Source organism: Herbinix luporum, from assembly GCF_900070325.1.
GTDB lineage: Bacteria > Bacillota > Clostridia > Lachnospirales > Lachnospiraceae > Mobilitalea > Mobilitalea luporum.
In genome coordinates this window covers 1,680,282-1,705,890 of the sequence record NZ_LN879430.1, presented here as the reverse complement: position 1 = coordinate 1,705,890, position 25,609 = coordinate 1,680,282, and the positions used below count along the sequence as shown (strand labels likewise).

26 protein-coding genes are annotated in these 25,609 nt (G+C 34.5%); 20 read left to right on the top strand and 6 right to left on the bottom strand.

The window, feature by feature from the left end:
* The 12 genes from SD1D_RS07960 to SD1D_RS07905 all read left to right on the top strand — a co-directional run bounded on the left by SD1D_RS07960 (position 1) and on the right by SD1D_RS07905 (position 11,704).
* Positions 1 to 1,062: a type IV pilus twitching motility protein PilT gene (locus tag SD1D_RS07960; RefSeq protein ID WP_058258415.1), complete on the top strand. Its 1,062-nt coding sequence runs from the start codon at positions 1 to 3 to the stop codon at positions 1,060 to 1,062.
* Between the two features lie 16 nt (positions 1,063 to 1,078).
* Positions 1,079 to 2,287 (top strand): type II secretion system F family protein, encoded by a 1,209-nt coding sequence (locus SD1D_RS07955; RefSeq protein WP_058258414.1) that lies wholly within the window; start codon positions 1,079 to 1,081, stop codon positions 2,285 to 2,287.
* A 118-nt stretch (positions 2,288 to 2,405) separates the two neighbouring features.
* On the top strand, positions 2,406 to 2,774 hold the full coding sequence (locus SD1D_RS12565) for a type II secretion system protein (RefSeq protein WP_058258413.1): 369 nt from the start codon (positions 2,406 to 2,408) through the stop codon (positions 2,772 to 2,774).
* Between the two features lie 17 nt (positions 2,775 to 2,791).
* Entirely contained in the window at positions 2,792 to 3,550 is a 759-nt protein-coding gene (locus SD1D_RS07945) for a prepilin peptidase (protein ID WP_157893113.1), read from the top strand.
* Positions 3,551 to 3,633: 83 nt separating this feature from the next.
* The gene (gene pilM, locus SD1D_RS07940) at positions 3,634 to 4,746 is read left to right on the top strand and encodes a type IV pilus assembly protein PilM (protein ID WP_058258411.1); all 1,113 of its coding nucleotides are present in this window, start codon (positions 3,634 to 3,636) and stop codon (positions 4,744 to 4,746) included.
* A gap of 1 nt (position 4,747) precedes the next feature.
* Entirely contained in the window at positions 4,748 to 5,353 is a 606-nt protein-coding gene (locus SD1D_RS07935) for a PilN domain-containing protein (protein WP_058258410.1), read from the top strand.
* The gene (locus tag SD1D_RS07930) at positions 5,353 to 5,973 is read left to right on the top strand and encodes a GspMb/PilO family protein (protein WP_058258409.1); all 621 of its coding nucleotides are present in this window, start codon (positions 5,353 to 5,355) and stop codon (positions 5,971 to 5,973) included. Before SD1D_RS07935 ends, SD1D_RS07930 begins: the two co-directional genes overlap by 1 nt.
* Before the next feature lie 35 nt (positions 5,974 to 6,008).
* Positions 6,009 to 7,733: a type IV pilus modification PilV family protein gene (locus SD1D_RS07925; RefSeq protein WP_058258408.1), complete on the top strand. Its 1,725-nt coding sequence runs from the start codon at positions 6,009 to 6,011 to the stop codon at positions 7,731 to 7,733.
* A complete protein-coding gene (locus SD1D_RS07920) occupies positions 7,726 to 8,307 on the top strand; it encodes a PulJ/GspJ family protein (protein WP_058258407.1) in 582 nt (193 codons plus the stop codon). The genes SD1D_RS07925 and SD1D_RS07920 overlap by 8 nt, the downstream gene beginning before the upstream one ends.
* A 2-nt stretch (positions 8,308 to 8,309) precedes the next feature.
* Positions 8,310 to 9,707 carry a pilus assembly PilX N-terminal domain-containing protein gene (locus SD1D_RS07915; protein WP_058258406.1) on the top strand — a complete coding sequence of 466 codons (1,398 nt, stop codon included), beginning with the start codon at positions 8,310 to 8,312 and terminating at the stop codon, positions 9,705 to 9,707.
* A gap of 70 nt (positions 9,708 to 9,777) precedes the next feature.
* Positions 9,778 to 10,185: a GtrA family protein gene (locus SD1D_RS07910; RefSeq protein WP_058258405.1), complete on the top strand. Its 408-nt coding sequence runs from the start codon at positions 9,778 to 9,780 to the stop codon at positions 10,183 to 10,185.
* A 181-nt stretch (positions 10,186 to 10,366) separates the two neighbouring features.
* On the top strand, positions 10,367 to 11,704 hold the full coding sequence (locus tag SD1D_RS07905) for a bifunctional folylpolyglutamate synthase/dihydrofolate synthase (protein WP_058258404.1): 1,338 nt from the start codon (positions 10,367 to 10,369) through the stop codon (positions 11,702 to 11,704).
* Between the two features lie 113 nt (positions 11,705 to 11,817).
* Here the strand turns inward: SD1D_RS07905 and SD1D_RS07900 are convergent, their stop codons facing one another.
* On the bottom strand, positions 11,818 to 12,867 hold the full coding sequence (locus tag SD1D_RS07900; protein WP_058258403.1) for a DUF5050 domain-containing protein: 1,050 nt from the start codon (positions 12,865 to 12,867) through the stop codon (positions 11,818 to 11,820).
* Positions 12,868 to 12,993: 126 nt separating this feature from the next.
* Between SD1D_RS07900 and pheA the strand changes: the two genes are divergently transcribed.
* Together pheA and SD1D_RS07890 are read left to right on the top strand one after the other, a co-directional pair.
* Positions 12,994 to 14,130, top strand: a complete 1,137-nt coding sequence (gene pheA, locus SD1D_RS07895; protein WP_058258402.1) for a prephenate dehydratase — start codon at positions 12,994 to 12,996, stop codon at positions 14,128 to 14,130.
* A gap of 106 nt (positions 14,131 to 14,236) precedes the next feature.
* On the top strand, positions 14,237 to 15,532 hold the full coding sequence (locus tag SD1D_RS07890) for a S1C family serine protease (RefSeq protein WP_058258401.1): 1,296 nt from the start codon (positions 14,237 to 14,239) through the stop codon (positions 15,530 to 15,532).
* Between the two features lie 71 nt (positions 15,533 to 15,603).
* Here SD1D_RS07890 and SD1D_RS07885 read toward each other — a convergent pair whose 3' ends face one another.
* Complete coding sequence (locus SD1D_RS07885) at positions 15,604 to 15,891, bottom strand: glycosyltransferase (RefSeq protein WP_058258400.1); 288 nt, start codon at positions 15,889 to 15,891, stop codon at positions 15,604 to 15,606.
* A 322-nt stretch (positions 15,892 to 16,213) separates the two neighbouring features.
* Here SD1D_RS07885 and SD1D_RS07880 point away from each other — a divergent pair, with 322 nt between their 5' ends.
* Complete coding sequence (locus tag SD1D_RS07880) at positions 16,214 to 17,209, top strand: ABC transporter substrate-binding protein (protein ID WP_058258399.1); 996 nt, start codon at positions 16,214 to 16,216, stop codon at positions 17,207 to 17,209.
* Between the two features lie 82 nt (positions 17,210 to 17,291).
* On the opposite strand, the gene SD1D_RS07875 is transcribed toward SD1D_RS07880, so the two are convergent.
* Positions 17,292 to 17,564: a hypothetical protein gene (locus tag SD1D_RS07875; RefSeq protein WP_330398585.1), complete on the bottom strand. Its 273-nt coding sequence runs from the start codon at positions 17,562 to 17,564 to the stop codon at positions 17,292 to 17,294.
* A 115-nt stretch (positions 17,565 to 17,679) separates the two neighbouring features.
* Positions 17,680 to 19,929 carry a DNA helicase PcrA gene (pcrA, locus tag SD1D_RS07870; protein WP_058258397.1) on the bottom strand — a complete coding sequence of 750 codons (2,250 nt, stop codon included), beginning with the start codon at positions 19,927 to 19,929 and terminating at the stop codon, positions 17,680 to 17,682.
* Between the two features lie 163 nt (positions 19,930 to 20,092).
* Here pcrA and SD1D_RS07865 point away from each other — a divergent pair, with 163 nt between their 5' ends.
* Positions 20,093 to 20,749, top strand: a complete 657-nt coding sequence (locus tag SD1D_RS07865; protein ID WP_058258396.1) for a DUF1836 domain-containing protein — start codon at positions 20,093 to 20,095, stop codon at positions 20,747 to 20,749.
* A gap of 64 nt (positions 20,750 to 20,813) precedes the next feature.
* On the opposite strand, the gene SD1D_RS07860 is transcribed toward SD1D_RS07865, so the two are convergent.
* Both SD1D_RS07860 and SD1D_RS07855 read right to left on the bottom strand, forming a co-directional pair.
* Positions 20,814 to 21,116, bottom strand: coding sequence for a YerC/YecD family TrpR-related protein (locus SD1D_RS07860; protein WP_058258395.1), 303 nt, complete (start codon positions 21,114 to 21,116; stop codon positions 20,814 to 20,816).
* Between the two features lie 113 nt (positions 21,117 to 21,229).
* Positions 21,230 to 21,430: a hypothetical protein gene (locus SD1D_RS07855; RefSeq protein ID WP_058258394.1), complete on the bottom strand. Its 201-nt coding sequence runs from the start codon at positions 21,428 to 21,430 to the stop codon at positions 21,230 to 21,232.
* Between the two features lie 343 nt (positions 21,431 to 21,773).
* Here SD1D_RS07855 and SD1D_RS07850 point away from each other — a divergent pair, with 343 nt between their 5' ends.
* From SD1D_RS07850 to SD1D_RS07835, 4 genes are read left to right on the top strand one after another with little or no spacing between them, the layout of a single operon-like run.
* Positions 21,774 to 23,003, top strand: coding sequence for a transglutaminase domain-containing protein (locus SD1D_RS07850; protein WP_058258393.1), 1,230 nt, complete (start codon positions 21,774 to 21,776; stop codon positions 23,001 to 23,003).
* A 31-nt stretch (positions 23,004 to 23,034) separates the two neighbouring features.
* Entirely contained in the window at positions 23,035 to 23,754 is a 720-nt protein-coding gene (locus tag SD1D_RS07845; RefSeq protein ID WP_058258392.1) for an aspartate/glutamate racemase family protein, read from the top strand.
* 49 nt (positions 23,755 to 23,803) lie between these two features.
* Positions 23,804 to 25,321, top strand: a complete 1,518-nt coding sequence (locus SD1D_RS07840; RefSeq protein WP_058258391.1) for an amino acid adenylation domain-containing protein — start codon at positions 23,804 to 23,806, stop codon at positions 25,319 to 25,321.
* Positions 25,322 to 25,375: 54 nt separating this feature from the next.
* Entirely contained in the window at positions 25,376 to 25,606 is a 231-nt protein-coding gene (locus SD1D_RS07835) for an acyl carrier protein (protein ID WP_058258390.1), read from the top strand.
* Positions 25,607 to 25,609: the final 3 nt, after the last annotated feature.

Sequence of the window (25,609 nt, the reverse complement as noted above, 5' to 3'; positions counted from 1 at the left end):
ATGAAAGCAATCGATATTTTACTAAAATCTGTTGAAATGAAGGCATCTGACTTGCATATCGTGACAGGTGTACCACCTATAGTTAGGGTAAATGGACAACTGTCTAATCTAGATGATAACATGCTTTTGCCGGACGACACGGAAGAATTTGTCAAATACATAACCAATGAACTTCAATGGGATACATTAAATAAAAAAGGAGAAGTGGATTTTTCCTACTCTATACCCGGAGTTCAAAGATTTCGAGTAAATGCTTACCGGCAGAGAAATACATACAGTGCTGCCCTTAGACTTGTTAACACTATTATACCTACCTTTGAAGAATTAGGTCTGCCGGAAGTCGTAAGGGATTTGGCAAATAGTAATAGTGGTTTGGTACTGGTAACCGGGCCTACCGGTAGCGGAAAGTCAACAACCCTTGCCAGTATGATAAATATGATTAACAATACCAAAGGAAGACATATTATCACCCTGGAGGATCCTATTGAATACCTGTTCCGCCACAATAAGAGTGTTATCCAGCAAAGAGAAATCGGAGTCGATTCCCTAAGCTTTGCCAATGCTTTAAGGGCATCCTTACGTCAAGATCCGGACGTTATATTAGTTGGTGAGATGCGTGACTATGAAACTATATCTGTAGCCTTAACTGCTGCAGAGACAGGTCATCTGGTATTTAGTACGCTGCATACTATTGGAGCCAGCAATACAATTGATCGTATTATTGATGTGTTTCCAGCCCATCAGCAGCAACAAATAAGAATACAGTTGGCCACCACCTTGCGGGGAGTAATATCACAGCAGCTTATTACCAGAGCAGACGGTAAAGGTCGTTTAGTGGCAGTAGAGGTAATGATTGGTACAGCTGCAGTAAGCAATATGATAAGGGAAGGCAAGAGCCATCAACTAAACAATGTAATTCAATCAAGTGGTAATCTGGGCATGCGCATGATGGATGATGCTATTTTCGAGTTATATAAAAAAGGAAGTATTACTCGTGAAAGTGTAATTGAACACTGTATAGATACTGAATATATGAAATCTTTATTACTAAGACAAAGGTAAGAAAGAGGGTATAAGAATGCCTAAATATCACTATAAAGCTAAAAACATGGCGGGAAATACAATTGAAGGAGTATATGAAGCTCAAACCAAGGATGCTGTCATAAATATGATACGGCAAAAATATTACTATCCCTTGGAAGTAAAGGAACTTATAGAACGAAAAGACATCAATGAGCTAGGGATATTCGGTAGAATAAAAGCAAATGAACTATCCATATACTGCAAGCAATTTTGTTCTATATTAAGAGCTGGTGTCCCTCTTATACATTGTCTTGGGCTTTTAGGTGAACAAACAGATAATCCCATATTAAAATCTATAACATTAAAAGTCCGAGAAGATGTACAAAAGGGTAGCAGTCTTTCCCAGGCTATGGAACGCCATGGTAAGAAATTCCCTTCAATGCTAATCAATATGGTTGCTGCAGGTGAAGCAAGCGGTAGCCTTGATCACTCCTTAGAGGTTATGTCAATACATTTTGAAAAAGAACATATTACTAAGCAGAAAGTAAAAAGTGCCTTGCGTTACCCAGTTATAGTTTCTGTTGTAGCTATTTTTGTAGTTATTTTTCTTATAGTAAAGGTAATTCCAGTTTTTGAAGGAATGTTTGCTTCTTCCGGAAGTGAATTACCTCTGCCTACCAGGGTACTACTGTCCTTAAGTGATTTTCTGCAAGCGAATGGACTGGTTTTACTGGCTATATTAGCAATTATAATCGGAGGCCTTAAGCTCTTCTTTATGGGAGAGACTCAAAGACTGAAAATGGACAAATTTAAATATAAAATGCCTGTATTCGGTAGTTTTATGGTAAAGTCCGCCGCAGCCTCCTTTGCTAGAAACATGTCATCCTTAATGGCAACAGGTGTTCCCATAACAGAATCACTGGAAATCACGGGAAAAGTGCTTGGGAATACGTATGCATTAAAATGCATAGAGCAGGTAATAGAAAAAGTCAAAGAAGGAGAAGGACTACATAATCCTATAAAAGATCTTAAGCTGTTTCCCCCCATGTTGGAAAATATGATTATGATGGGGGAAGAATCTGGAACCTTAGATGAGATGTTAGCAAAAACTGCAGATTTTTATGAGGATGAGGTGGATAGGGCAGCGGAGAATCTAACTGCAATGCTACAGCCGGCTGTTATTGTAGTCTTAGGCTTTATTGTGGCATTAATAGTTTTAGCTATTGCACTGCCCATGTTCGATTCCTTTAATATGGTTACATAATAGGGACAAATGTAATGATATCAAAGGTAATGCTTTTCCCAGAGAGCAGCTACCTATGATATAAATAAAAAAATAATAGGGGATAAACCTAGGTGAAAGGATAAGGAGGAAGGAAAAAATGCTAAAGAAAATTAATAAGAATCAGAAAGGTTTTACGCTAGTTGAATTAATTATCGTCATTGCTATTTTAGGTATACTTGCAGCTTTAATAGTACCTAGAATTATGGGTAATGTTCAAAAAGCAGAAAAAAGCAAACATATATCCAATGCTAGAACCATAGCCAGTGAGATTAGTGCATATAATGCGCTTAAATACTCGGAAAACAAGGAAGATGAAATGATAAAAGATAAAAATCCTCTTAAATATGAACATTTGGATGGTAAAATTAGTTTAGCTGAAGATGATTTTCCTAGTGATGAGTATGTAAAAATTATAGTAGATAGTGACGGTAATGCAGAAATTGAAATTGAAAAAGATGGAGAATAATTTATAGTATATTGGGAGTGATAAAACTGCTTTATATAATAATTTGTATTCTGGGATATTTTTTAGGTGTATTAGCAAATGAGCTTATAGAGCAGGAGATAAAAGGGGAAGGTATATCCCTTCCCCACTCCCAGTTACTTAAGGGCTTAATATCAGGGGGGATAGAGCCGATAAACAGATCTTTTTTACGATGGAAATGGCTGTATGTAGCAGATCTAAGAAAGACGGCTATATCAGGAATAGTTGTTGAGTTTTCTGTAATTATCACCTCGCTGCTAATTTATATTAAATATGGTATTACCGGACAGAGTTTTGCTGTATTTATATTTATCTATGGTCTAATTATAATTTCCGTAATTGATTTCTATACAATGCTAATTCCTAATCACCTAAATCTTATACTGGGAGGCATATCTATACTATTTACAATACTTGGCTGGTCAGTTTCTTTTGGACAGGCTCTATTAGGTGCCTTTCTAGGTGGTGGTATTTTATTAGGAATTAGGGTTTTATCCTTACTAATAATTAAAAAAGAAGGAATGGGTATTGGAGATATTAAACTAGCCTTTATCTGCGGTTTGTATCTTGGTCCATATAAGATATTACTGGGACTGCTTATTTCAGTTTATATATCAGGATTCTTATTATTACTATTAATATGGTTAGGAAAAATTAAAAAAAATCAGTATATACCTTATGGTCCTTTTTTAGGAGGTGGTTTTATAATATCTCTAGTATTTTATGAGAATATTATGAAATTATTTTGGTGGCTTTAAAATTAAAATGGACAAAATCTGCTATATAAATGGCAGTTATGATATATTTCATATTGTCAAATAAGACTATGATGGAGGTACCTATGAAAAAGAAGGGCATGAATCAAAGCAGTATATATGATAAGATTTTGGGTCAAAAGGATATGTATTATAAGAGAGGAACTATGCCGATAATTGGAATAGATATTGGTTCTAATTATATAAAAATGGTTAAAATGAAGAGAAATAATAAAATTGCTAGATTTGCAATAGAACCTATACCTGAAGGGGTTATGGCCCAGGGAAGAATCGAGGCCCAGGAGCCCTTGATTGATTTAATAAAAAATATAAAATCAAAATATAAGATTAGCGGAGATAGTTGTGCTGTTTGTATTTCCGGTAACGAAATTATAGTCCGTGAACTGACTATACCTGAGATGAATGAAGATCAGATAATGGAGAATATTCGTCATGAAATAGCCAGTTTTCTTCCCTTTAAACATGAAGATTATACAATTGATTATAAAGTAATAGATTATCAAACAGATGGTAATGATGGAATTGGAAAACTGAAGGTTCTTGTAGCAGCAGTTCCTATAAGACAAGCCAAGGCCTATGTAGATGTTCTTAAGAAAGCTAAGCTTAAAGTCAAGTATATAGACGTAGGTTCAAATGTTGACAGTAAGCTTTCTAGATGGATTATACATACCATAGGAAAAAATGATTTAAAGGATATAGCCATAATTGATTTTGGGGCTCAAACCACAGACGTTACCATATTAAATAAAGGAAATTATAGTCTACATAAAATGATCTCCAACGGAGGAGAGTATCTGACATCAATCATAGCAGATAAGGCCGGAATGGATATGCAGGAAGCAGAAGAATATAAACGTAAGATAAATTTCTTTGAAGCAAGTGAAGATAATATGATAGCACAACATGTAGTAAATTACTTTGACTATCTTATTTTGGATATTAATCGTATTTTGGAGTTTTATAAAAATAGAAATAACCATAAGGGAGTTGACCAAATCTATATAATGGGTGGAGGAAGTTTCCTAAAAGGATTATCAAGTTATTTTGAAAAACGTTTGGGAGTTAAGGTATTTCCTCTCTCGGAAGCTTTAGAAATGTTTCGGGGGGATTTAAATCAAACAGAATATTTGCCCGTTCTTTTTAACGCAATAGGGGCTACTATGAGAGAGGAGTGGTAATATGATGTATGATATTAATTTACTTCCAAAAAATGAAAGAAAAATGTCAGCAGGAATGACATTCTTGATTGTTTTTATTAGCATAGCTTATGTTGCAGCAGCAGTATTGTTTGGCTTATTATTACCTCTAAAAGAAAAAGAAAATATGAATTCTAAGATTAAGCGGATTAAAGAGGATATTGAAAGTTATGATGTAACTGAAGCAGAATATTACCAGCTAGAAAAGACGGTAGAAGAGAAAAAGCGTGAGGGGCTAGCTCTTTTAGCTCTAAGAAATGAACGATTGGTAATTACTGCTCTTTTAGATAATATTGAAGTGAATACACCGGAGGATATTTATCTAGAAAATTTAAGTATAGAAGGTGGAATGCTTAATTTAAGTGGATATTCACCAAACTATGAAGATATCGCTAAATATATAGTTAAGTTAAGAAATATGGATAGGGTTGATAATACTACCTTTACCACTGCTACATTAGAGGAAAATGATGATAAGGAAAAATATCAGTTTAATTTATATTGTAATATAGATCAAAGGGATTTTATTTCAGAATTACAGGATGAAAATCCCATGCCCCAAAATAATGAAGGGGGGACTGAAGAATAATGAAGCTTACAAAACGTGAGATAATTCTGTTAGTTATAGTATTAGTACTGGGAAGCACCTTCTTATTTGTTAAATACGTGTATTCTCCATTAGATAAAGATATTAAAAAACTAAAAGATGAGTATGAACAGCTGGTGGAAGAAGAGGCCAAGGTTAAGCTCTTAGACGAGAAAATAAAAATACTTAAGGATGAATTATTAGAGATAGAAAATAGTTCTAATGAGGCCTATGAGGGAATGCTTGATATATGGGATCAGGCAGCAAATCTGGTATATATGGAAAAGGTGACAAAAAATCTATGTGATAAAGTAGTTATCAACTCCTATACTCCAGTAGATGTAGGAAATCTTCGTTCAGCAGATGTGAATCTAGATATAGTTACAAATTATGATAATCTACAAAAGATTCTTAAGAATTTAGAAGAGGGACAGCATTATTGTACCATAGAAAATATCAGTATGGATGTAAGATCAAGAGACAGTGAAGACTGGCCCCCTTTAGAGCTTAATGTAAATTTAACTGTTAGATTTTATGTTAAGGGACAAGACACGGATTATCCGGATAATTACGATTTTATGAAAGGAAAATTCAACAAGAAAAATATTTTCCAAGAAAAATAATAAATTTAGTGGTGTAGTTATTGGAGGAAAAGCATATGAAACTAGTTAATGGAAATTTAAGAAAAAATGAAGGTTTTTCTTTGGTCGAAGTAATAGTTGCAATATTTATATTATCAATTATTGTGGCTTCGACTGCCGGTGCATTTCTTTTTTCCACTAAAACTACCCTGGATAATGAAATTAGAATGAATACCATTAATATTGCCAATGAAACAATAGAGAAAATCAGAGCTCTACCCTTTTCAGAGGTAGGAACTAAATTTCTTAGAGAAGACGGTACATATATAGATGGTGACCCTGCAGGGGATATTCTGCAAGAAGAAATAAGACAGATAAACGGAATTGATTACTTGGTTAAGGTAAATATTAACTGGGAGGAGCAAGCGGACTGGGACCTGGCAGGTAATGCTCAATGGGATTATAAAAGTGTACGGGTATCGGTTACTCCCCAGGGAAGGTCAAGATATACCCAATTTGAGCAAGCAATTGAAACCTATGTGGCCAGAGACTCTTCCCATCCGGCACTGCCGGGATCCAATATTAGAATTCGTTGTAAAAGGGTATGGAGCCTTCCCGGTGAACCTTTAAAAGTTGTTCCAGGAATTAATGCCTTGCTTTCAAGCGGGCCTGACGCCATACGATTTGTTCAAACTTCTTCAAAGGGAATAGCCAGTTTTATCAATCTGACTCCCGGTGATTATGAAGTAATAGTAAATTTGGAAACAAAAGGTTTTATGATACATCCAAATCAAAGAAGTGTTTTAGAGGATTTAAAAAAGATTAAATTAAAAGAAAATACCACAGAATCATTTGATCTTGAAATTGAAGAACCTTGTAGTTTAAAGGTTTTCTTAAAAGATCTTGCAGGAAATCCTATCGTATCTGATCGTCTTAAGCCGGATGCAGAAGGTAAGATTTCAATAATGGTTCCGTATCCCACAGGAGAAACAATAGAAATCACTTTTTCTCCGGATAACATTGATAGTATGGGTGGATTGCCTGGGGATCTAATCACTAATTTGTGGCCTGTAGGTGAAGGTTATGTGGGCGCATATTACATGCAAAACGTAACTTTAGACAATCTTCAATTTTTAGGTTGCTATGTAAGAAAGGGAGCTAACGAAGAGTTATGGGACGGTAAATTTAGTACACCTGGTGAAACCAAGGAAATTAACTTGTATTTTAATATAGCGCCAACTACACCCACTGGTATTGCTACAAATTGGGTTGATGAAAATGCTTTCATTGGAGTTGGATCTTATAAGGCAGTTGATTCTGATGATAATCCTTTAATTGGTGGTGTATTAAGATCGAATGATTTAACTGAAACCTTAGTACTGTCTGAAAATAATGAAGCTTATTATAGTGGATTAAAGCTTTATATTGAAAACACAGGAACATCTACAACTTCAGGCTTACTTATAAAGAAAAATTCGACTTTGAATCTTCACGGTAGAGAGATAGTCTTTAGAGGAAGAATAAAGACGGAAATGGCTACTCCTCCAGGTGAAGATGGGAAAATTCACCTTAGTACAACATGGGAGGATGGCAGAGAAACTTCTGATATTTACGGTAGTAATATAAATGATAAGAATGCAGATGATGCTACATTATACGGCAAATTATATCTGACAGAGCCAATATATTCAGGAGATAATATTATTGTTGATGCCGGTGCCTATTACTTTCCTAACGGTACCGTTTTACCGGATCACTCCAGTAAATTAATACCTATAACAAAGGAGAATTACATTGAATAGGTTAAGAAAAAATGAAACAATTGGTTGGAAAGAGGATTGTAAGGGAATTACTTATGTAGAATTGATAGTTGCCATATCTTTGCTTTCCGGTGTTTTAATTATTGCATATTCATTTTTATCCTTTTCTTACAAAAGTATAATTTTTACACAGGCTAAGTATGATGCCACACAGGAGGCCAGAGTTTCATTAATTAGGATGGGGGATAATATCAGAAAAGCTCAGCATACTCTTATTGATGGTGAAAGTAAAAAAGGAGTTACAGTAAGTGCTTCAGGATTACAACTAGATATATATGTGGATGTAGATCATGACGGTACATGTGAGTTTGTTCAATATAAATTGAGTGGAAACAAACTGGTTATGGGTCAAGCAGAGTTAGGCAGTTACCCGACCACTTGGTATACTGTTATTGACAATGTTATGAACCATAGGCTAGACACTCCTGAACCTATCTTTTCAGTTGATGAAAATAAAGTCAATTTAAAGCTTTATATTAAAGATGAGTATGGGCATCTAAATGAGCCCATATATGTTGAAACAAGTTTCACCGTAAGAAGTAAGGGAGCGATGTAGATATGGATATTTTTAAAAAGTCAGAAAAAGGCATGGCGCTGCCTGCTGTCATTATGGTAATGTTAATTACCTTTACTTTATCTGCCGCTGTGCTGACTATGGCTACATCCCAAGTAAATACAGAAATAAGCTATGAAACCAATACTCAGGCATTACAGGCAGCTGAAGCCGGGCTTAATATGTATCTATGGTATATTAATAAGGAAGGTGCCAGCATTGAATTAGACACTGTAATTACATATCCAGATGCAAATCCAAAGTACGCTTTTATTTTACATGAAATTGATGCCACCAATGCCCTAAAAAAAGTTACATCTACCGGATGGGCTATCCATAACCCTGATATAACGAAGACAGTATCAGCAACTTTTAAGAGGAAATCCTTTACAGAGTACGTTTATTTTACCGACCAAGAGCCCGAGGAAATTTGGTGGAGAACAGGTGAGTATTGCTATGGACCATATCGAAGTAATTCCAATATATATATTAGCGGTGAACCTGTATTTTATGGTGAAGTATATTATGCTAATGACATAAAACTAGATAAGAATAGCTATAAAAACAATCCTAAATTTACAAAAGGTATTTTTCAGGAAAAGGCAATACCTTTTCCTACAACTAATCAAATGTTGAAGGATTTGGCAGAAGATGAAGGATTATACTTTGAGGGTAGAACCAGTATTATGATGAATCCAAACGGTACCTTAACAATATGGAATCCGGGCAATGGGAAAAATGAGGAACCACCTAAAACTTATAATATACCTAAAAACGGTGTAATTTATGTAAATAGTAAAGCCGGTGCAAATTTAAATGATAGATTTAGTAAAGCTGCAGGCAATGTATTTATCTCAGGTAAATTAAAAGGGAGGCTTACAGTTGCTGCTGCAAATGATATCTATATTACTGATTACGATCCTACCGAAAAATATTTTTTAAACAATTGGTGGTATAATAAGCATACTAATGGGGTGACTTATGCCAATACTGATTTTGTATATGATGATAAGAAAAAAGAATATAGGGTAACCGGAACCGGAAATGACATGTTGGGGTTAATTGCAAATAGGGATGTTGTCTTACTAACTAAAGGGTGGTTTGACAGTAATGATTGGGTAACGTCATCAGGTGATATTCGTGTATATGCAGCAGTTATGGCCATTAATGGAAGTTTTAGAAATTCACATCATGAAAATTATCCTTCTAATGGAACTGAAAAAGTTATATTGAGAGGAGCTCTTATTCAAAAAAAGCGTGGTGCTGTTGGTTCTTTTACATATTACGGTACAAATAAGGGATATATTAAGGATTATGGGCATGATATTAGAATGACGGCTGAACAGCCTCCTAATTTCTTAGAACCTGAGAATTCCGGCTGGGAAATTATACATTGGCAATAGCAGTTTTATCTTGACGAAATAGATAAAATAGAGTTATCTTATATTTAATAAACTATTTCGGGAGGATAAAATGCGAAAGATAATAAATAAAATTATCAACAGAGAAACCATAGCTTACGGTATAGCAGGGGTACTTACAACCTTGGTTAATTTGGTCAGTTATGAAATATTATACCGTCTAGGCTTATCCAATCTTATGGCCAATGGTTTGGCATGGTTTATCGCAGTAAGTTTTGCATATATTGTAAACAAGTGGAATGTATTCCATTCAAGAAGTGCAACCTCCCGGGATGAAACAGTTAAGATAATCAAATTCTTTGGGGCAAGAGGGGTTACTTTGGGAGTAGAACAGCTAGGTATGTACATATTTGTGGAGCTACTTGGAATATACCGTTGGATCATAAAGGGTTCTCTTGCTATTATAGTTATAATACTTAATTATGTTTTCAGTAAGGTATTTGTTTTTAAAGATAAATAGTAGTACCTTAAGTCTATCTAGCTATACCTTCAAATGTAAGATATATAATTCTTGCATTTGAAGGTGATTTTTTTATGAGAAAATATTTTTATCCAGCTAACAAAGTGTTTTAATATATTGAAATAATAAAAACATATGATAGACTGTTAATAGTATTTTAATTACAAATAGGGGAAAAATTATGACTTACAAAGAAGCCAAAGAATTTATAGAAGAAGCAAATCAATATGGAAGCGTTCTGGGACTGACCAGTATAACTGAGCTGCTAAAAAGACTTGATAATCCGCAAAACCATTTAAAGATAATCCATATAGGAGGAACCAATGGTAAAGGGTCAACCGGGGCATTTATTACATCAATACTTACAGCAGCAGGTTATAGGGTTGGCCGTTATATATCTCCTACTGTATTTTCTTATAGGGAGAAAATTCAGATATCTGAAGGTATAAATACTTACTATATTACTAAAGAAGGTATACAAGAAGCCATAAAAAGGATTAAACCAATTTGCCAGGAAATGGTTAATGATGGTTATGACCATCCAACCACATTTGAAATCGAGACAGCCATGACTTTTATTTATCTTTTATCCCAGCAGGTGGATTTTCTTGTTCTGGAAGTAGGAATGGGAGGAAGACTGGATGCCACCAATGTTATTGCAAATCCAATCTGTACAGTATTTACCTCTATAAGTATGGATCATATGCAATATTTGGGTGATAGTTTAGAAAAGATTGCCCAGGAAAAAGCAGGTATTATCAAACCAAAGTCCCCGGTGATTAGCTGTAATCAAAACAGTGCTGTGATAAAGATTCTTAAAGATAAAGCTGATGAATGCAAGTCTTCCTTTATAATAGCGGATTTTAATAATGTCCATAAGATAGAATATTCCTTGGAAGAAACCCGTTTTATTTACCCTTCCAACAAAGAAGCACAAGAATTTAAAATAAGGCTTATAGGCAAACATCAGGTTAAGAATGCGATTCTTGCTATAGAAGTGGCAAAGGTTTTAAATAAAGTATTAAATAACCATAATTACTTTATTAGTGATGAAGCAATTTTATCAGGCTTATATCAAGCTAAATGGGACGGCCGTTTCCAAGTACTAGATACAAAACCTTATTTTATAATTGACGGAGCCCACAATGAGGAAGCAGCAATAAACCTTAGGGAGACAGTAGAAATCTACTTTACAAATAAAAGATTAATATTTATGATAGGGGTATTAGAAGATAAAGACTACAAAAGTATTCTAAAAATCATGGCACCTTTAGCAGATACTATAATTACCTTGACCCCTGAAAATCATAGGGCATTAGCTTCCGATAAACTTGCTAATGAAGCAAGGCTTTATTGTGAAAGGGTGTTTGACTGTGGAAATATAGAGCAGGCCTTAGAAATGGCATATGCAGAAGCTAAAGCGGATAATATTATCCTAGCCTTTGGATCTTTATCCTTTTTGGGAAGTTTAGTAAAGATTTTAAGAATGAGAAAGGAAAAAACATACAATAAAAATTAATCATAGATAATGATAATATGGTGATTTATAAGGAAATTGCCTTAGCATTTTGTAAGCTTGTAAGGCTGCATATAGGCTAAGGCAAGATACTAGTCAAAAATCATACGATATAATTATTTAGAGGTTTTAGAGTCATTATCCTTACTTAAATTGGGAGGATTAAAGGGTTCAACCTTAGAACTTCCGTCAGCAGAGACCATATAGGTATTTTTGTTATCAAAATCTTTAAAGAAGACATAATTATCTGTTACATGAATCTGCTTATAATGACCGTCTAATAATACTTTAGTCTCCATAGTTGTAAGGTCAATCCGGCATATTTTACTATTGTCTTTATCATCTACTTGATAGTAAAGGTATTTACCGGAGTTGGTTATATTAAATGTGGAGCAGCGTTCATTTACCAGGACAGTAGGATCTGATCCGTCAAGGTTCATTCTATTAATGCTGTAGTTATTGGACAAGTCCATATAGTATATATAATTATCAAAGAAAATAGGGTAAGCAAAATTTCCTTCTATATGGACTCCGGTGGTAAAACTGGATAAATTCATATAATTAATACTATGATTCTTTTTTTCACTAATATAATATAATTTATTATCAATAATAGCTGCAGGTATAACAGGCTCTTTAAGTAGAAGCCGTTCAAATTCACCATCAGTTTGATTGCGGTAAAGATATAGTCCCTCATTTACCTTGTAATTTAGATAATAAACTAAGTTACCCTTTAAAGTTAAATAGCTTCCGGGATTTCTGCTTATAAGTTTTAGGTTTTTACCGTTTTGGTTAATGCGAAATATGCCTGTATTATTAAACATGAAGAAGATATCGGGGTTATTTTCCCTAGTGTTATTGGCACGAATGTAGTATATATAATTTTCGTCTACATTTATATAAGTAGCCTTGTCAGGATGTATTTTTTTATACTTGCTAGTATCAGAATTCATCACATATAGACTGCCGTCATCATTGTCATTGCTAAAATATATTCTACCGTCCTTTTCGCAAAACAGACCGCCGTTATAAAGATTTCCTGCTGTATTACCTCTTAACTCTTTATCATTTGGGAAAGTACGGTTTATTGAATATAGATAAATTCCTGTAACGGATATAATCGTTATAATAAAAAGAGAAAGCAAGAGCTTTTTAATAGTTGACAATCTTTAACACCCCCGATGTAGTAGTAGATAGCTTTACCAATATTATATATCGGTACAGAAAATTATTCAATTGATAAAAATAAGACATATTTGGGCTAAAAAATAATTATATATGGAGGAAAATACATGACGGATTTAGCAAAAATCAGAAAAGAAATTGATGATGTAGACAGCAAGCTTTTAGAATATTTTGAATATAGGATGGACTTGGCCCATAAAGTGGCTCAGTACAAGAAAAAAAATGGACTGCCTGTATTTGATTCTGCCAGGGAGAAAGAAAAGCTTGATAGTCTCAAAAAACTTATTAAGGATAAAGATAATACTGATGCAGTTGTAGAATTGTTTTCGCAGATTATGGCTATAAGCAGAAGGGCTCAGTATAGGCAGCTTAATACATTCTTTGATTTAGGATTTATAGCTGTGAATGAATTTAGGGCAGGGTCTGATACCAATATTGCATATTATGGGGAGCCGGGCTCCTATACACAGCAGGCTATGCTGGAATACTTTAATGGCAAGGGAATAGGAAGGCCTATGGGAACTTTTTATGAGGTTATGGAAGCGCTTAAGGAAAACAAGGCAGATTACGGGGTGCTGCCCATTGAAAATTCCTCAACCGGAACTCTTGCTGATATATTTGACTTACTAGCCGAATATGATAATTATATAATAGGAGAGCATGTAGTAGCCATTGACCATTGTTTGTGGGGACTAAAAGAAGCAGAGCTTTCCGATATAAAGAGGGTATATTCCCACCGTCAAGGGCTGTTACAATGCATGAATTTCTTAAAACAATATCCCCACCTAGAACTGGTTGAGGGTGGGAGCACTGCTTCCTCTGCAAGGAGAGTTTATAGTGATAATGATATAAGTCAGGCGGCCATAGCCAGCCGTAAGGCAGGTGAAACTTATGGATTAAAGCTTCTTAAGGCTTCTATTCATAATGAGGACCATAACCAAACCAGATTTATTATTATATCTAATAAAAAAGAATATTATAAAAAAGCAAATCAAATCAGCATATGTTTTGCACTGCCCCATAGAAGCGGAGCCCTCTATAATATATTGTCTCATTTTATCCATAATAATCTTAATTTAACAAGAATCGAATCAAGGCCCATAAAGGGAAAAGCCTTTAGATACCGATTCTTCGCAGACTTTGAAGGCTCCTTAGAGGATGTAGGGGTAAAAAACGCCCTATATTCCATTGGGGAAGAGGCTTTGGAATTAAAGATTTTAGGCTCTTATGTGCCGGTTCAATAAGCATTTTCATACTTATTTAAAAATCTAATCACAAAGTGAACATAATTACCTGTTAGAATGATATTAACATAAATAAGATATGGGCATTTTGAAGGAGGAATTATATTTGAACGACCAGTATAATATAAATAATAATACTGACAGTAATAGCCAAAACAATGGATGGCAAACTCCTAAAGAGAAAAAGAAGAAAAATGGAGCAGGTTTCTTAAAAGTTATTGCTCTAGCATTAATCTGTGGTTTACTTGCAGGGGCATGTGCAAGCGGTTATCATTATTTTCTTCGGGGCGGCAGGGATAATCAGAAAGCTGCAAATTTAAGTAAAGAAGAAAAACAAAAAGAAAATGATACTTCTAAGGGAGTTTCCGATGAAAAGGTTCTGGCCACAACCAATACTGAGACAGAGGGGATTATTACAGACGTATCCGATGTGGTAGAAAAGGTTATGCCTTCTATTGTATCTATTAATTCAACAGATATAATTACAAAGTATGATATATTTTTTGGAAGACAATTTAATGAACCGGTAGTAGGAAGCGGCTCAGGTATTATTATAGGCCAAAGTGATTCTGCTATTTTGATAGTTACTAATAATCATGTAATTGCTGAGGCAGAAGAGATAGAAATTGTATTTGTTGACGAAAGTAAGGCTCAGGCCACAGTAAAAGGATCAGATGCAAGAAGCGATCTTGCCATATTAGAAGTAAGAATTAATGACCTTTCTAAAGAAACCTTAAATACAATTAAGGTTGCCCGTTTGGGAGATTCTACAAAATTAAAGGCCGGAGAAATGGTAATAGCCATAGGAAATGCCTTGGGATATGGCCAATCGGTAACCGTCGGTTATGTCAGTGCCCTAGATCGTGAAATTGAAATCCAAGGGATAAAGATGAAACTTCTGCAGACTGATGCCGCAATAAACCCAGGTAATAGCGGAGGTGCCTTAATTAATATTAACGGAGAAGTAATAGGTATTAATTCAGTTAAATTTGAAGATATCCTAGTTGAAGGCATGGGTTATGCCATACCTATTTCCGATGCTATTCCTATGATAAATCTACTTATGAACAACAAAGTTCAAGAAGTTGCTGAGATGGGCTTTTTGGGAATTAACTTAGAGTCTGCTCAAGATGTGACTAAGGATTTGGCAGAGCAGTTTAATATGCCCATGGGAATTTATATCAATGATGTTATAAAAGATTCACCGGCTGAGAAGGCAGGGTTAAAATCTGGGCATATTATAGTAGGTTATGATGATTTAAAGATAGAGACAATTGACGACTTGATTAATATCCTCACCTATTCAAGACCTGGTGATGAAATTACTCTAAAGGTAAAAGAGCGACAAGACGGAGAATATGTAGATAAAGAACTTAATATAGTACTGGGAGAAAGACCATAGGAGCCCAGTAATTTTAAAAAGTGTGAACAAAATAAGAGTTTTTGTTCACACTTTCTTTTTTATGATAGCTGCTACCTTTTACACATGGACAAATATACTTTTTCTATTTTTCTGATACTGCCTTCTAAAGCATATTGCTTTCCTAAACGAATATATTTCTTCTCAGCTTCTTTCAGCTGCTGGGGATTATCCAGCCAATAATCAATTTTTTCCGCCAATGATTCAGGTGACCCTGCCTTAAATAGATGCTTGGGCCCCAGGGCAAACTGTGCAGCTGCGCTTAGCTTGCTGTCTGAGAATATCGGAACCAAACCGCATGCAAAGGCCTCGATACAGGAGATTGCGATTGTAATAACCAAACACTGGAGGGTTGGGAAGTTTGCTTTTCCCTGTGAAATATATTTTACTAGAAAAAGTTGTAAAGAGCTATAGTTTAATAAAATATTTTCTTGTATATGATTTGGATATGTATTCTGTTATGTTCAGATATATAATGACCACAGTATAATAAATAGATGGGCTTAAACATATTCAAGTTTAAAGGTAGGTGTTACATTGCTCTGATTTTTTTACTGTGATATATATCATATAATCTCTAGAATAAGGTAGAAAATGTCACCTGACACCTTATTATGATATCCCACATATACTAATAGGAGTAACATTGTTCTGGGTGATATTGTGAAGAAAAAAATCATCTGTGTACTTACTCTTATGGTAATGATGACTTTACTACTGACCGGTTGTAAAGGTAGGGGTGACTTAATAGAAATTACTTTAAATGAGGTGGCTCACTCAATTTTCTATGCCCCTATGTATGTTGCCTTTGAAGAAGGATATTTTGAGGAGGAAGGGTTAAAGGTTAATTTAGTCAACGGATTGGGTGCTAATAAAACAATGACTTCAGTACTTAGCGGTGAAAGTGAAATCGGATTTATGGGAGCTGAAGCCTCTATCTATGTTTATAATCAGGGAGCAGAGGATTATGTGGTTAACTTTGCACAGCTGACTCAACGGGCAGGGAACTTTTTGGTATCTAGGGATATGGCTGAAGATTTTAAATGGGAGAATATCAAGGGAAAGACCGTACTTGGAGGACGAAAGGGCGGAATGCCACAGATGGTATTTGAGTATATACTAAAGAAACAGGGGATTGATCCCCAAAAGGATCTAAATATTATACAGAATATAGATTTTGGCCTGACTTCACAGGCATTTGCATCGGGCCAAGGAGATTATACGATTGAGTTTGAACCAGCTGCTACGGCACTGGAACTGGAGGGAGTCGGTAAGGTAGTGGCTTCTTTAGGAGTTGAAAGTGGTATGGTTCCCTATACGGCTTTTTCAGCTCGCAAAAGTTATATTGAAAAGAACCCTGATGTAATTCAGAAGTTCACCAATGCTATTCAAAAGGGAATGGAGTTTGTACAAAACCATACACCGGAGGAAATTGCAAAAGCAATTGCACCCAAGTTTAAGGAAACTGATATAAAGACTCTTATTTTACTTGTTACCAGGTATTACGAGCAGGATACTTGGAAGGATAATCTCATATTTGAAGAAGCCAGCCTAAATCTACTACAGGATATACTTTATGAAGCGGGAGAACTTGAAAAGAGAGTTCCATATGAAGATATTGTAAATACTGAATTTGCACAGAAGGCTATAAAAAAGTAAATAAATAAAGATAATAGACAAACTAGGATTATTTCCTTGTTTGTCTATTATCTTAAAATTTTGTGAAATAGTGTATAATTAACTATTCCTCAGAAAAATCATCGTTATCAGAATCTAATTGAAGATCATCTAATAAATCATCATCTTCCTCATAATCATCAAAATCATCATCAAAGTCATCTAGGTAATCAGGATTCATATACCTATAAACAGCGTATGCAATGGCAGCAACTGCAGCAATGGCACCAATAATTGCAAGAATGCATATTATAGGGTTTTTCTTTTTCTCTTGTTTCTTATGCATAATTTCGCCTAATTTTATTGTATTAAGAAAATCATCCAATTTATTTCCCACGGTCTCACTTCCTTTCTTGGTAAATATATTATAAGTTAAAAATAGTATAACATATTAATGGGTGAATTGCTATATATTATAATTGCTTAATAATAGACATTTTATTCAAAAATACTTAATCAACCCGGGTTAATTTTGCAAAAGAAGCTATTAATTTTTTTGTACCAAATCTAGGAAAATCCACAGTAACCTCATAATCTTTACCGCCCATAACTATATTTGTAACTGTTCCGATACCAAACTTGATATGTTTGACACTGTCACCAACTTCATAATCTAAGGAGCCCATATTGCTTCCGGCAAAATTCTTCGGTTCTGCAGTTGCAAAAGGCTTATAATTCTTCTGGGAGTGATGATACCTTGGAGTTGCAGGAATATTTATTTCCGGCATATTTGCTTCAGGCATGTTTACTTTCATAAGATATCTGGGTATCTCATGAATAAACCGTGATGGTTTGTTATACATTATGTCACCACGAAGCATACGATGTTTTGCGGATGAAAGAGACAGGCATTTTTTCGCTCTGGTAATACCTACATAGCAAAGACGTCTTTCCTCCTCAATCTCTTCCTCGGGATTATCTGCATGGATGCTCATATAACTGGGGAATATGCCCTCTTCCATACCGCAGATATAGACATAAGGAAATTCAAGTCCTTTAGCGCTATGGAGAGTCATAAGCACCATATGATCTGAGCTTTCATCAAGATTATCTATATCAGAAACTAGGGCAACCTCTTCTAAAAAGCCACTTAAGGAAGGTTCATCGGTGTCTTCAACATAGGTTACCAGCTTATTTACCAATTCATCGATATTGGCTATACGATCTTTTGCCTCTTCTGTGTCGAGATCTTCAAATTCCTTCAAATATCCGGTTGCATCCAGTATATCGTCGATAATCTCTGTAAGATTATAGCTATCCTGTTGTAATCTTGACCGTAATCCTTCAATCATACTGACAAAGGGTGTGATTTTTGAGGCAGTACGTTCTAAGCCCGGTATTTGATATGCTCTAGTAAGTGCTTCATAAAAACTAATATCATTTAATAAGGCATAATCATTAACCCTGTCAATGGTAGTAAGGCCAATGCCCCTACGGGGAACATTTATTATCCTCTTAACAGCTATATTATCCAATCCGTTATCAATGGTTTTAAGGTATGCTAGAATATCCTTAATTTCCTTACGGGCATAGAAGTTTATACTGCCGATAATTTTATAAGGAATATTCCTTTGTATTAATTTTTCTTCAAATATACGGGATTGAGCATTGGTACGATAGAGGATAGCAAAATCGTTATAATTTGCCTTATTGTTTTCCACAGTTCGTTTTATTTCAGCGGTGATAATATCCGCTTCCTCAATATCAGATTCAAATAGGGTATAGTTTACAGGATCCCCGTCTTCATTGTCCGTCCATAGGGATTTTTCCTTACGTTTTGTATTATTAGCTATTACTTCATTAGCTGCATTTAAAATATTTTTTGATGAGCGATAATTTTGCTCCAGCTTAATAACCTTGGTATTAGGAAATGCCTGCTCAAAATTTAGGATATTATGAATATTGGCGCCACGGAATTTGTATATACTTTGGTCATCGTCACCTACTACACAGAGATTATATTCCTTTTTTCCAAATTCATTAACACCTGAGGCTAAAAGATGAATTAGTCTAAACTGTGCCGTATTGGTGTCCTGATACTCATCCACCATAATATAACGGAAACGGTTCTGATAGTAGGTCAGTGCTTCCTTATCATTCATAAAAAGTTCTACCGTCTTAAATATCAAATCATCAAAATCCAAGGCATTACTTGATTTTAGCCGCTTTTGATATTCCTTATATACCTGGGCATATTTTCTTTCGTTATAATCTCCCCCGGCTCTTTTTTCAAATTCCTCAGGAGAAATCAGTTCGTCCTTAGCTTTAGATATGGCACTAAGAAGACTTCTTTCTGGCATTCTCTTAGTATCGATTTGAAGATACTTACAGACTTCCCGCATCAGAGCCTTTTGGTCGTCAGTGTCGTAGATGGAAAAGCTCCGTTCATAGCCAATTCTATCTATAAAGCGTCTTAGAATGCGAACACAGGTAGAATGGAAAGTGCTAACCCAGATATTTTCTGAACCGTAGCCAACAATCTGATCCACCCGTTCCCGCATTTCTCTGGCTGCTTTATTGGTAAATGTAATGGCCAGAATATTCCAAGGATTAACATTTCTGTGTTCTATCAGATAAGCAATCCGATGGGTCAAAACTCTGGTTTTACCTGATCCGGCACCTGCCAAAATAAGAAGCGGTCCCTTATCATGCAATACAGCCTTCTTTTGTTCGGGATTTAATGTATCATATATATTACTCATATTTCTACCTGCCTGTCTTTATGTATTAGAATTTTTTTGAATAGGATTAGTATAGCATGGCCATAGTTGAGATTCAAGTTTTCATCCTATATGAATTACATATCATTATTTTTGCTTTGACATCTAGTATCGGGTACTATATAATAAAATTGAGGTGAGTTTATTGGATATGTCGAAAGAAGAGTATATATCAAGCTTGATAGATAATCTTAAAAAAGTCAAATTTATCACGCCTGATGATATACCAAATATCGATTTGTATATGGATCAGGTGACAACCTTTATGGATGAGCATCTGAAGTCCTCAAAAAGGTACAGTGATGATAAGCTTCTTACTAAAACAATGATAAATAATTATACTAAGAATGAACTGCTTCCCCCTCCTAATAAGAAGAAGTATACTAAGGAGCATATGTTCCTTCTTATTTTTATATATTATTTTAAGAACATCTTATCAATTAGTGATATAAAAAGTATCTTTAATCCCTTAACAAAAAGATTTTATGGAGGAAAATCTGATATCGGACTAAAGGAGATTTATGATGAGATTTTTAGGCTTGAGGAGGAACAAACGGATTCTCTTACTAAAGATATGATTCGTAAGATGACTAAGGCAAAAGAATCCTTTAATTTTGTAGAAGATGAAGAGGAAAGGGATTTTCTTACCATATTCTCCTTTATATGCATGCTAAGTTTTGATGTATATATGAGGAAACATCTTATAGAGCAGATAATAGATTATTCTCTAAAGCCGGAGGTAGAACACAAGAACAAGGAGAATGCCAGCAATACCGATAGGGTAAAGAAGGATAAAAATTAAAGTTAAATATATGGAAATAAAGAGGGTATCCCCTAAATATGAATTTGGGAATACCCGTTTTTAATTATTTTGATGTATTTATATTTTTCATACGTGCGAAAACCATATCATAACCATCATTTCCGTAATTTAATGAGCGATTTACACGGCTGATGGTTGCTGTAGAAGCACCTGTTTTTTCGGCTATCTCTAGATATGTTTTTTGATTGCGGAGCATTTTTGCCACCTCAAATCTTTGAGCCAATGATAATAATTCATTGATAGTGCAAATATCCTCAAAAAAAATATAACATTCTTCAGAATCCTTTAGGCTAAGTATTGCTTCGAATAACTGATCAACAGCCGGTGTTCTAATGTTTTTGCTCATATTAGGACTCCTTCCTTTCATCCGTAGTGATATTTCACACACTATTATTTTAACATTATGAAGTGTTAAAGTAAAGAGGTATTTGCCCTATATGCTATGAGTTTATTTGCTTTTTAAAAGTTAGAAAAAGTTTGGAAATATTGGAAAACGGGATCTTCTTCTTGGGCATACTTGGCAATCGTTCTTATCATATCTTGGTCTTTTATTATTACAATTAAAATATCTACACTGACTATGCCTTCTGTCAAAACGATCAAATCTATTAAAAGATCTATCATTATGTTTTCTTTGGCAGCTGTCATGTCGGAAACCAAAATTGCCGCTGCAACTCATAAAATCAACTCCTTTTATTTATTTAATTTACTATGAAATAATCCTGTTACCGCCTATACCAATATCATATGCCGTAATAAGAAAAAAGGTGAATTATGTCGCATTATTATTAAATTTGTACCTACAATTAAAATTATAAAATTTAATTATAGGTCAATAATATAAAAAGATAAAAAATCATATTAGAAGAAAATAATGGAACCTTATGTCATTTTCAATCGTCAAATACAAAAATTAATCATTATATTGACATTATTTAGATTAAGGATTAAACTAATAGAAAAAAAACCGAAAATAATGTAGGTATATGGAGGCTTTATGAGTATGAGAAAGAGGAAAATAAGAAGAATAAAGCGTATGATACAGTTACTTATAATCTCCTTAAGCCTACTTGTCTTAGTAGTAGTTGTAGGATTAACATATATGGTTAATAATATGAAGCCTATGGTTGTTAAAGCTGTGACTATTGAAGCAGGAACATCTACAATAGAAGTAGATGATTTCTTATTAGATAAAGATAGGCAAGGTAGCTTTGTTACGGATTTGGACAGTATTGATTTTAATACTCCGGGAGTTTATGAAGTAGAAATCCTGGTAAATAAACGCAACTATACATCTGAACTTAATATTGTGGACACTAAACCACCTATGGCTACTGCGGTTAACAAGGTAGTATATAAGGGAATAACTCTGTCTCCGACTGATTTGGTTACGGATATAAAGGATGTGTCTGAAACCAAAGTATATTTTACAAAAGAACCAAATCTAGATATGCTGGGGGATCAAGAAGTTATATTAATTGTAGAGGACTCTTATGGCAATAAGACCGAGATAAAGTCTACAATTACCGTTGCAGAGGATACTGAACCTCCGGTGTTTTATGGTGTAGAGGACAAAACTGTCAATGCAGGAGGTACCATTTTCTATAAGAAAGGTGTCACTGTAAGTGATAACATGGATACTGATATTGATTTTACGGTAGATTCTAGTAATGTTAATCTAAATCAAGTTGGTGTTTATACAGTTTATTACATTGCAGAGGATAAGGCAGGAAATAAAACAGTTGAACCTGCTACTATAACTGTTGTGTCAGGTGGCATAGATGATGAAAAGCTTAACGAAAAAGTAAAGCAAGTATTAAGTGAAATCACCCATGAAGGTATGACAAAGAGAGATAAAGCCTGGGAGATATATAGATGGATTAAAAGACATGTGTCATATACCGGGTCATCAGATAAGACAGACTGGAAGAAGGAAGCATACCGGGCTATTGTTGAGGGAATGGGGGATTGCTTTACTTACTATGCGGTAGCTGAGGCATTACTGACCGGTGCAGGAATTGATAATATGCGTGTTACTAGAGTAGGAGGAAAAACATCCCATTACTGGAATTTGATTAATTGTGGAGACGGATGGTATCATTTTGATTCATGTCCTCATAAAGATAAGTTAGAAACTTTTATGCTTACAGATGCAGAACTTGAAGAGTTTGCTAAAAAAAGAGGAAGTTATTATTATAACTACGACAAATCCTTATATCCAGCAACACCATAAGCTAATACCGATTATATAAGAAGGAGATAATATGGCTAAGAAATTAGGTGTAATAGGTGGATTAGGCCCGCTTGCAAGTGCATATTTTTATGAACTTTTAAGTCGGATGACTGAAGCCAAAATCGACCAAGAGCATATGGAAATAAATATAATCAGCAGGCCTTCAATTCCTGATAGGACCGGTTATATCCTTGGTAGAAATAATGATAACCCACTTCCTCATCTGGTAGAGGTTGGAAAAACCTTAGAAGAAATGGGGGTTGATTATATAGCCCTTCCTTGTATAACAGCCCATTACTTCCATGAAGAACTTACAAATATGATTAATGTTCCTATTATCCATGTTATTAAGGAAACTGTTAATTATTTAAAAGAAAATGGTATAAAAAGAGCAGGGATTATGGCAACAGAAGGAACTATCAGTAGCAAGCTGTTTCAAACTGAACTGCTTAAAAAAAATATAATTCCCATTACTCCTTCAAAAAAGGGGCAGGAATATATATCTAATTTAATATATAAAAACATTAAGATGGGCTTGCCCGTTAATATGGAAGATTTTTTTAAGGCAAGGGATGAACTTAGTAAAAATGGGGCCGATACAATTATTTTAGGTTGTACAGAGCTTTCTTTAATAAAGCGGGATGAAGATATTGGCTCCGGCTTTATAGATGCTTTAGAAATACTGGCTAGATCTTGCATTACTAAGTGTGAGGCAAAATTAAAATCAGAATATACTAATTTAATATCATAAAAGAAACAAATGAAATTGTATAATACATATACAGGAAGGCAGGCGGATTATGCAAACTAATGTATTAGAATACTTAGAGAATATTATTGAAAGAGTTCCAAATAAAACTGCATATGCAGATGATAAATCAGAAGTTACTTTTATGGAGGTATATACCCGTTCAAGGGCAATCGGTAGCTTTTTATATAATCAAGGCCATTATAAAGAACCGGTAGTTGTATTTATGGGCAAGACACCCAGTGCCATTATAAGCTTTTATGGAGTAATATATGCCGGCTGCTTTTATGTGCCTATAGATGAGGAAATGCCTAAACATAGAATTGAATTAATTTTTGGAAATTTAAATCCTAAAGCGGTTATATGTGACAAGGATACAATTAAGGCATTAGAATCTTTTGATTATAAGGGTAAAGTATATCTATATGATGATATATATAAAACACCTTCAGATGAAAAGGTACTTACAGAAATCAGAGACAAGCAAATAGACACAGATCCTATATATATCGTATTTACATCAGGTTCTACAGGTATACCAAAGGGAGTAGTGGCTTGCCATAGGTCGGTTATTGATTATATAGAAAATCTATCTGAAGTTTTAAAAATAGATGAAAACACTATATTCGGTAATCAGACCCCCTTATATGTGGATGCATGCCTTAAGGAGTTATATCCTACATTAAAGTTTGGAGCAAGCACATATATCATACCAAAAAGTTTATTTATGTTTCCCTTAAAATTGGTAGAGTTTTTAAATGAAAAGAAAATAAATACCATATGCTGGGTTGTATCGGCCCTAACTATAATATCTGCTTTTGGAACTTTTGAAAAGGCAGTACCAAAATATCTAAAGACCATTGCATTTGGCAGTGAAGTGTTTCCTATAAAGCAGTTTAATCTATGGAGAAAATATCTTCCAAATGCAAGATTTATAAATTTATACGGACCTACGGAATGTACCGGAATGTCCTGTTATTATGAAGTGGATAGGGATTTTGAGCTGGATGAAGCAATTCCTATCGGAAGACCTTTTAAGAATACGGATATAATTCTTTTAAATGAAAAGGACAAGCTTGCAGAGCAAGGGGAAGTAGGTGAAATCTGCATAAGAGGAACTTCTCTGACTTTAGGATATTATAAAAACTTTGAGAAAACTGCAGAAGCTTTTGTCCAAAACCCATTAAATGATGCATATCCGGAATTGATATATAGAACCGGGGATTTGGGTAAATATAATGACCGGGGTGAACTGATTTTTGTATCAAGAAAAGATAACCAGATTAAGCATATGGGCCATCGGATCGAGCTGGGAGAGATTGAAGTGGTGGCAAATATGCATCCTGATATAAAGTCTGCTTGTAGTATTTTTGATGATGACAAAAAGAAGATAATTCTCTATTATGTGGGAGATATTACAATAGCAGATATGGCCGGTTTTTTAAAGCAAAAACTCCCAAGGTATATGGTACCTAATATGATAGAAAAACTTGATAATATGCCACTGACAGCTAATGGTAAAATAGACCGGGTTTTATTAAAACAAAGCTATAATGGGGCAGCAAAATAAATGCTCTATTATATATAAAATTAAATTAAATAATAAAAAATAGGAGAATAAGAGATGGAACAGATATTGGAAATATTAAAAGGATTACATCCTGAAATTGATTTTGAAACATGTACAACCCTAATTGATGACAAGATTATTGACTCTTTTGATATCGTAACCCTTGTTTCGGAAATTAGTGAGGAATTTGATATTGAAATTCCGGTAGAAGAGATTATACCGGAGAATTTTAACTCTGCAAAGGCAATATATGCCTTAGTCGAAAGACTATTGGAGGATGAATAATAG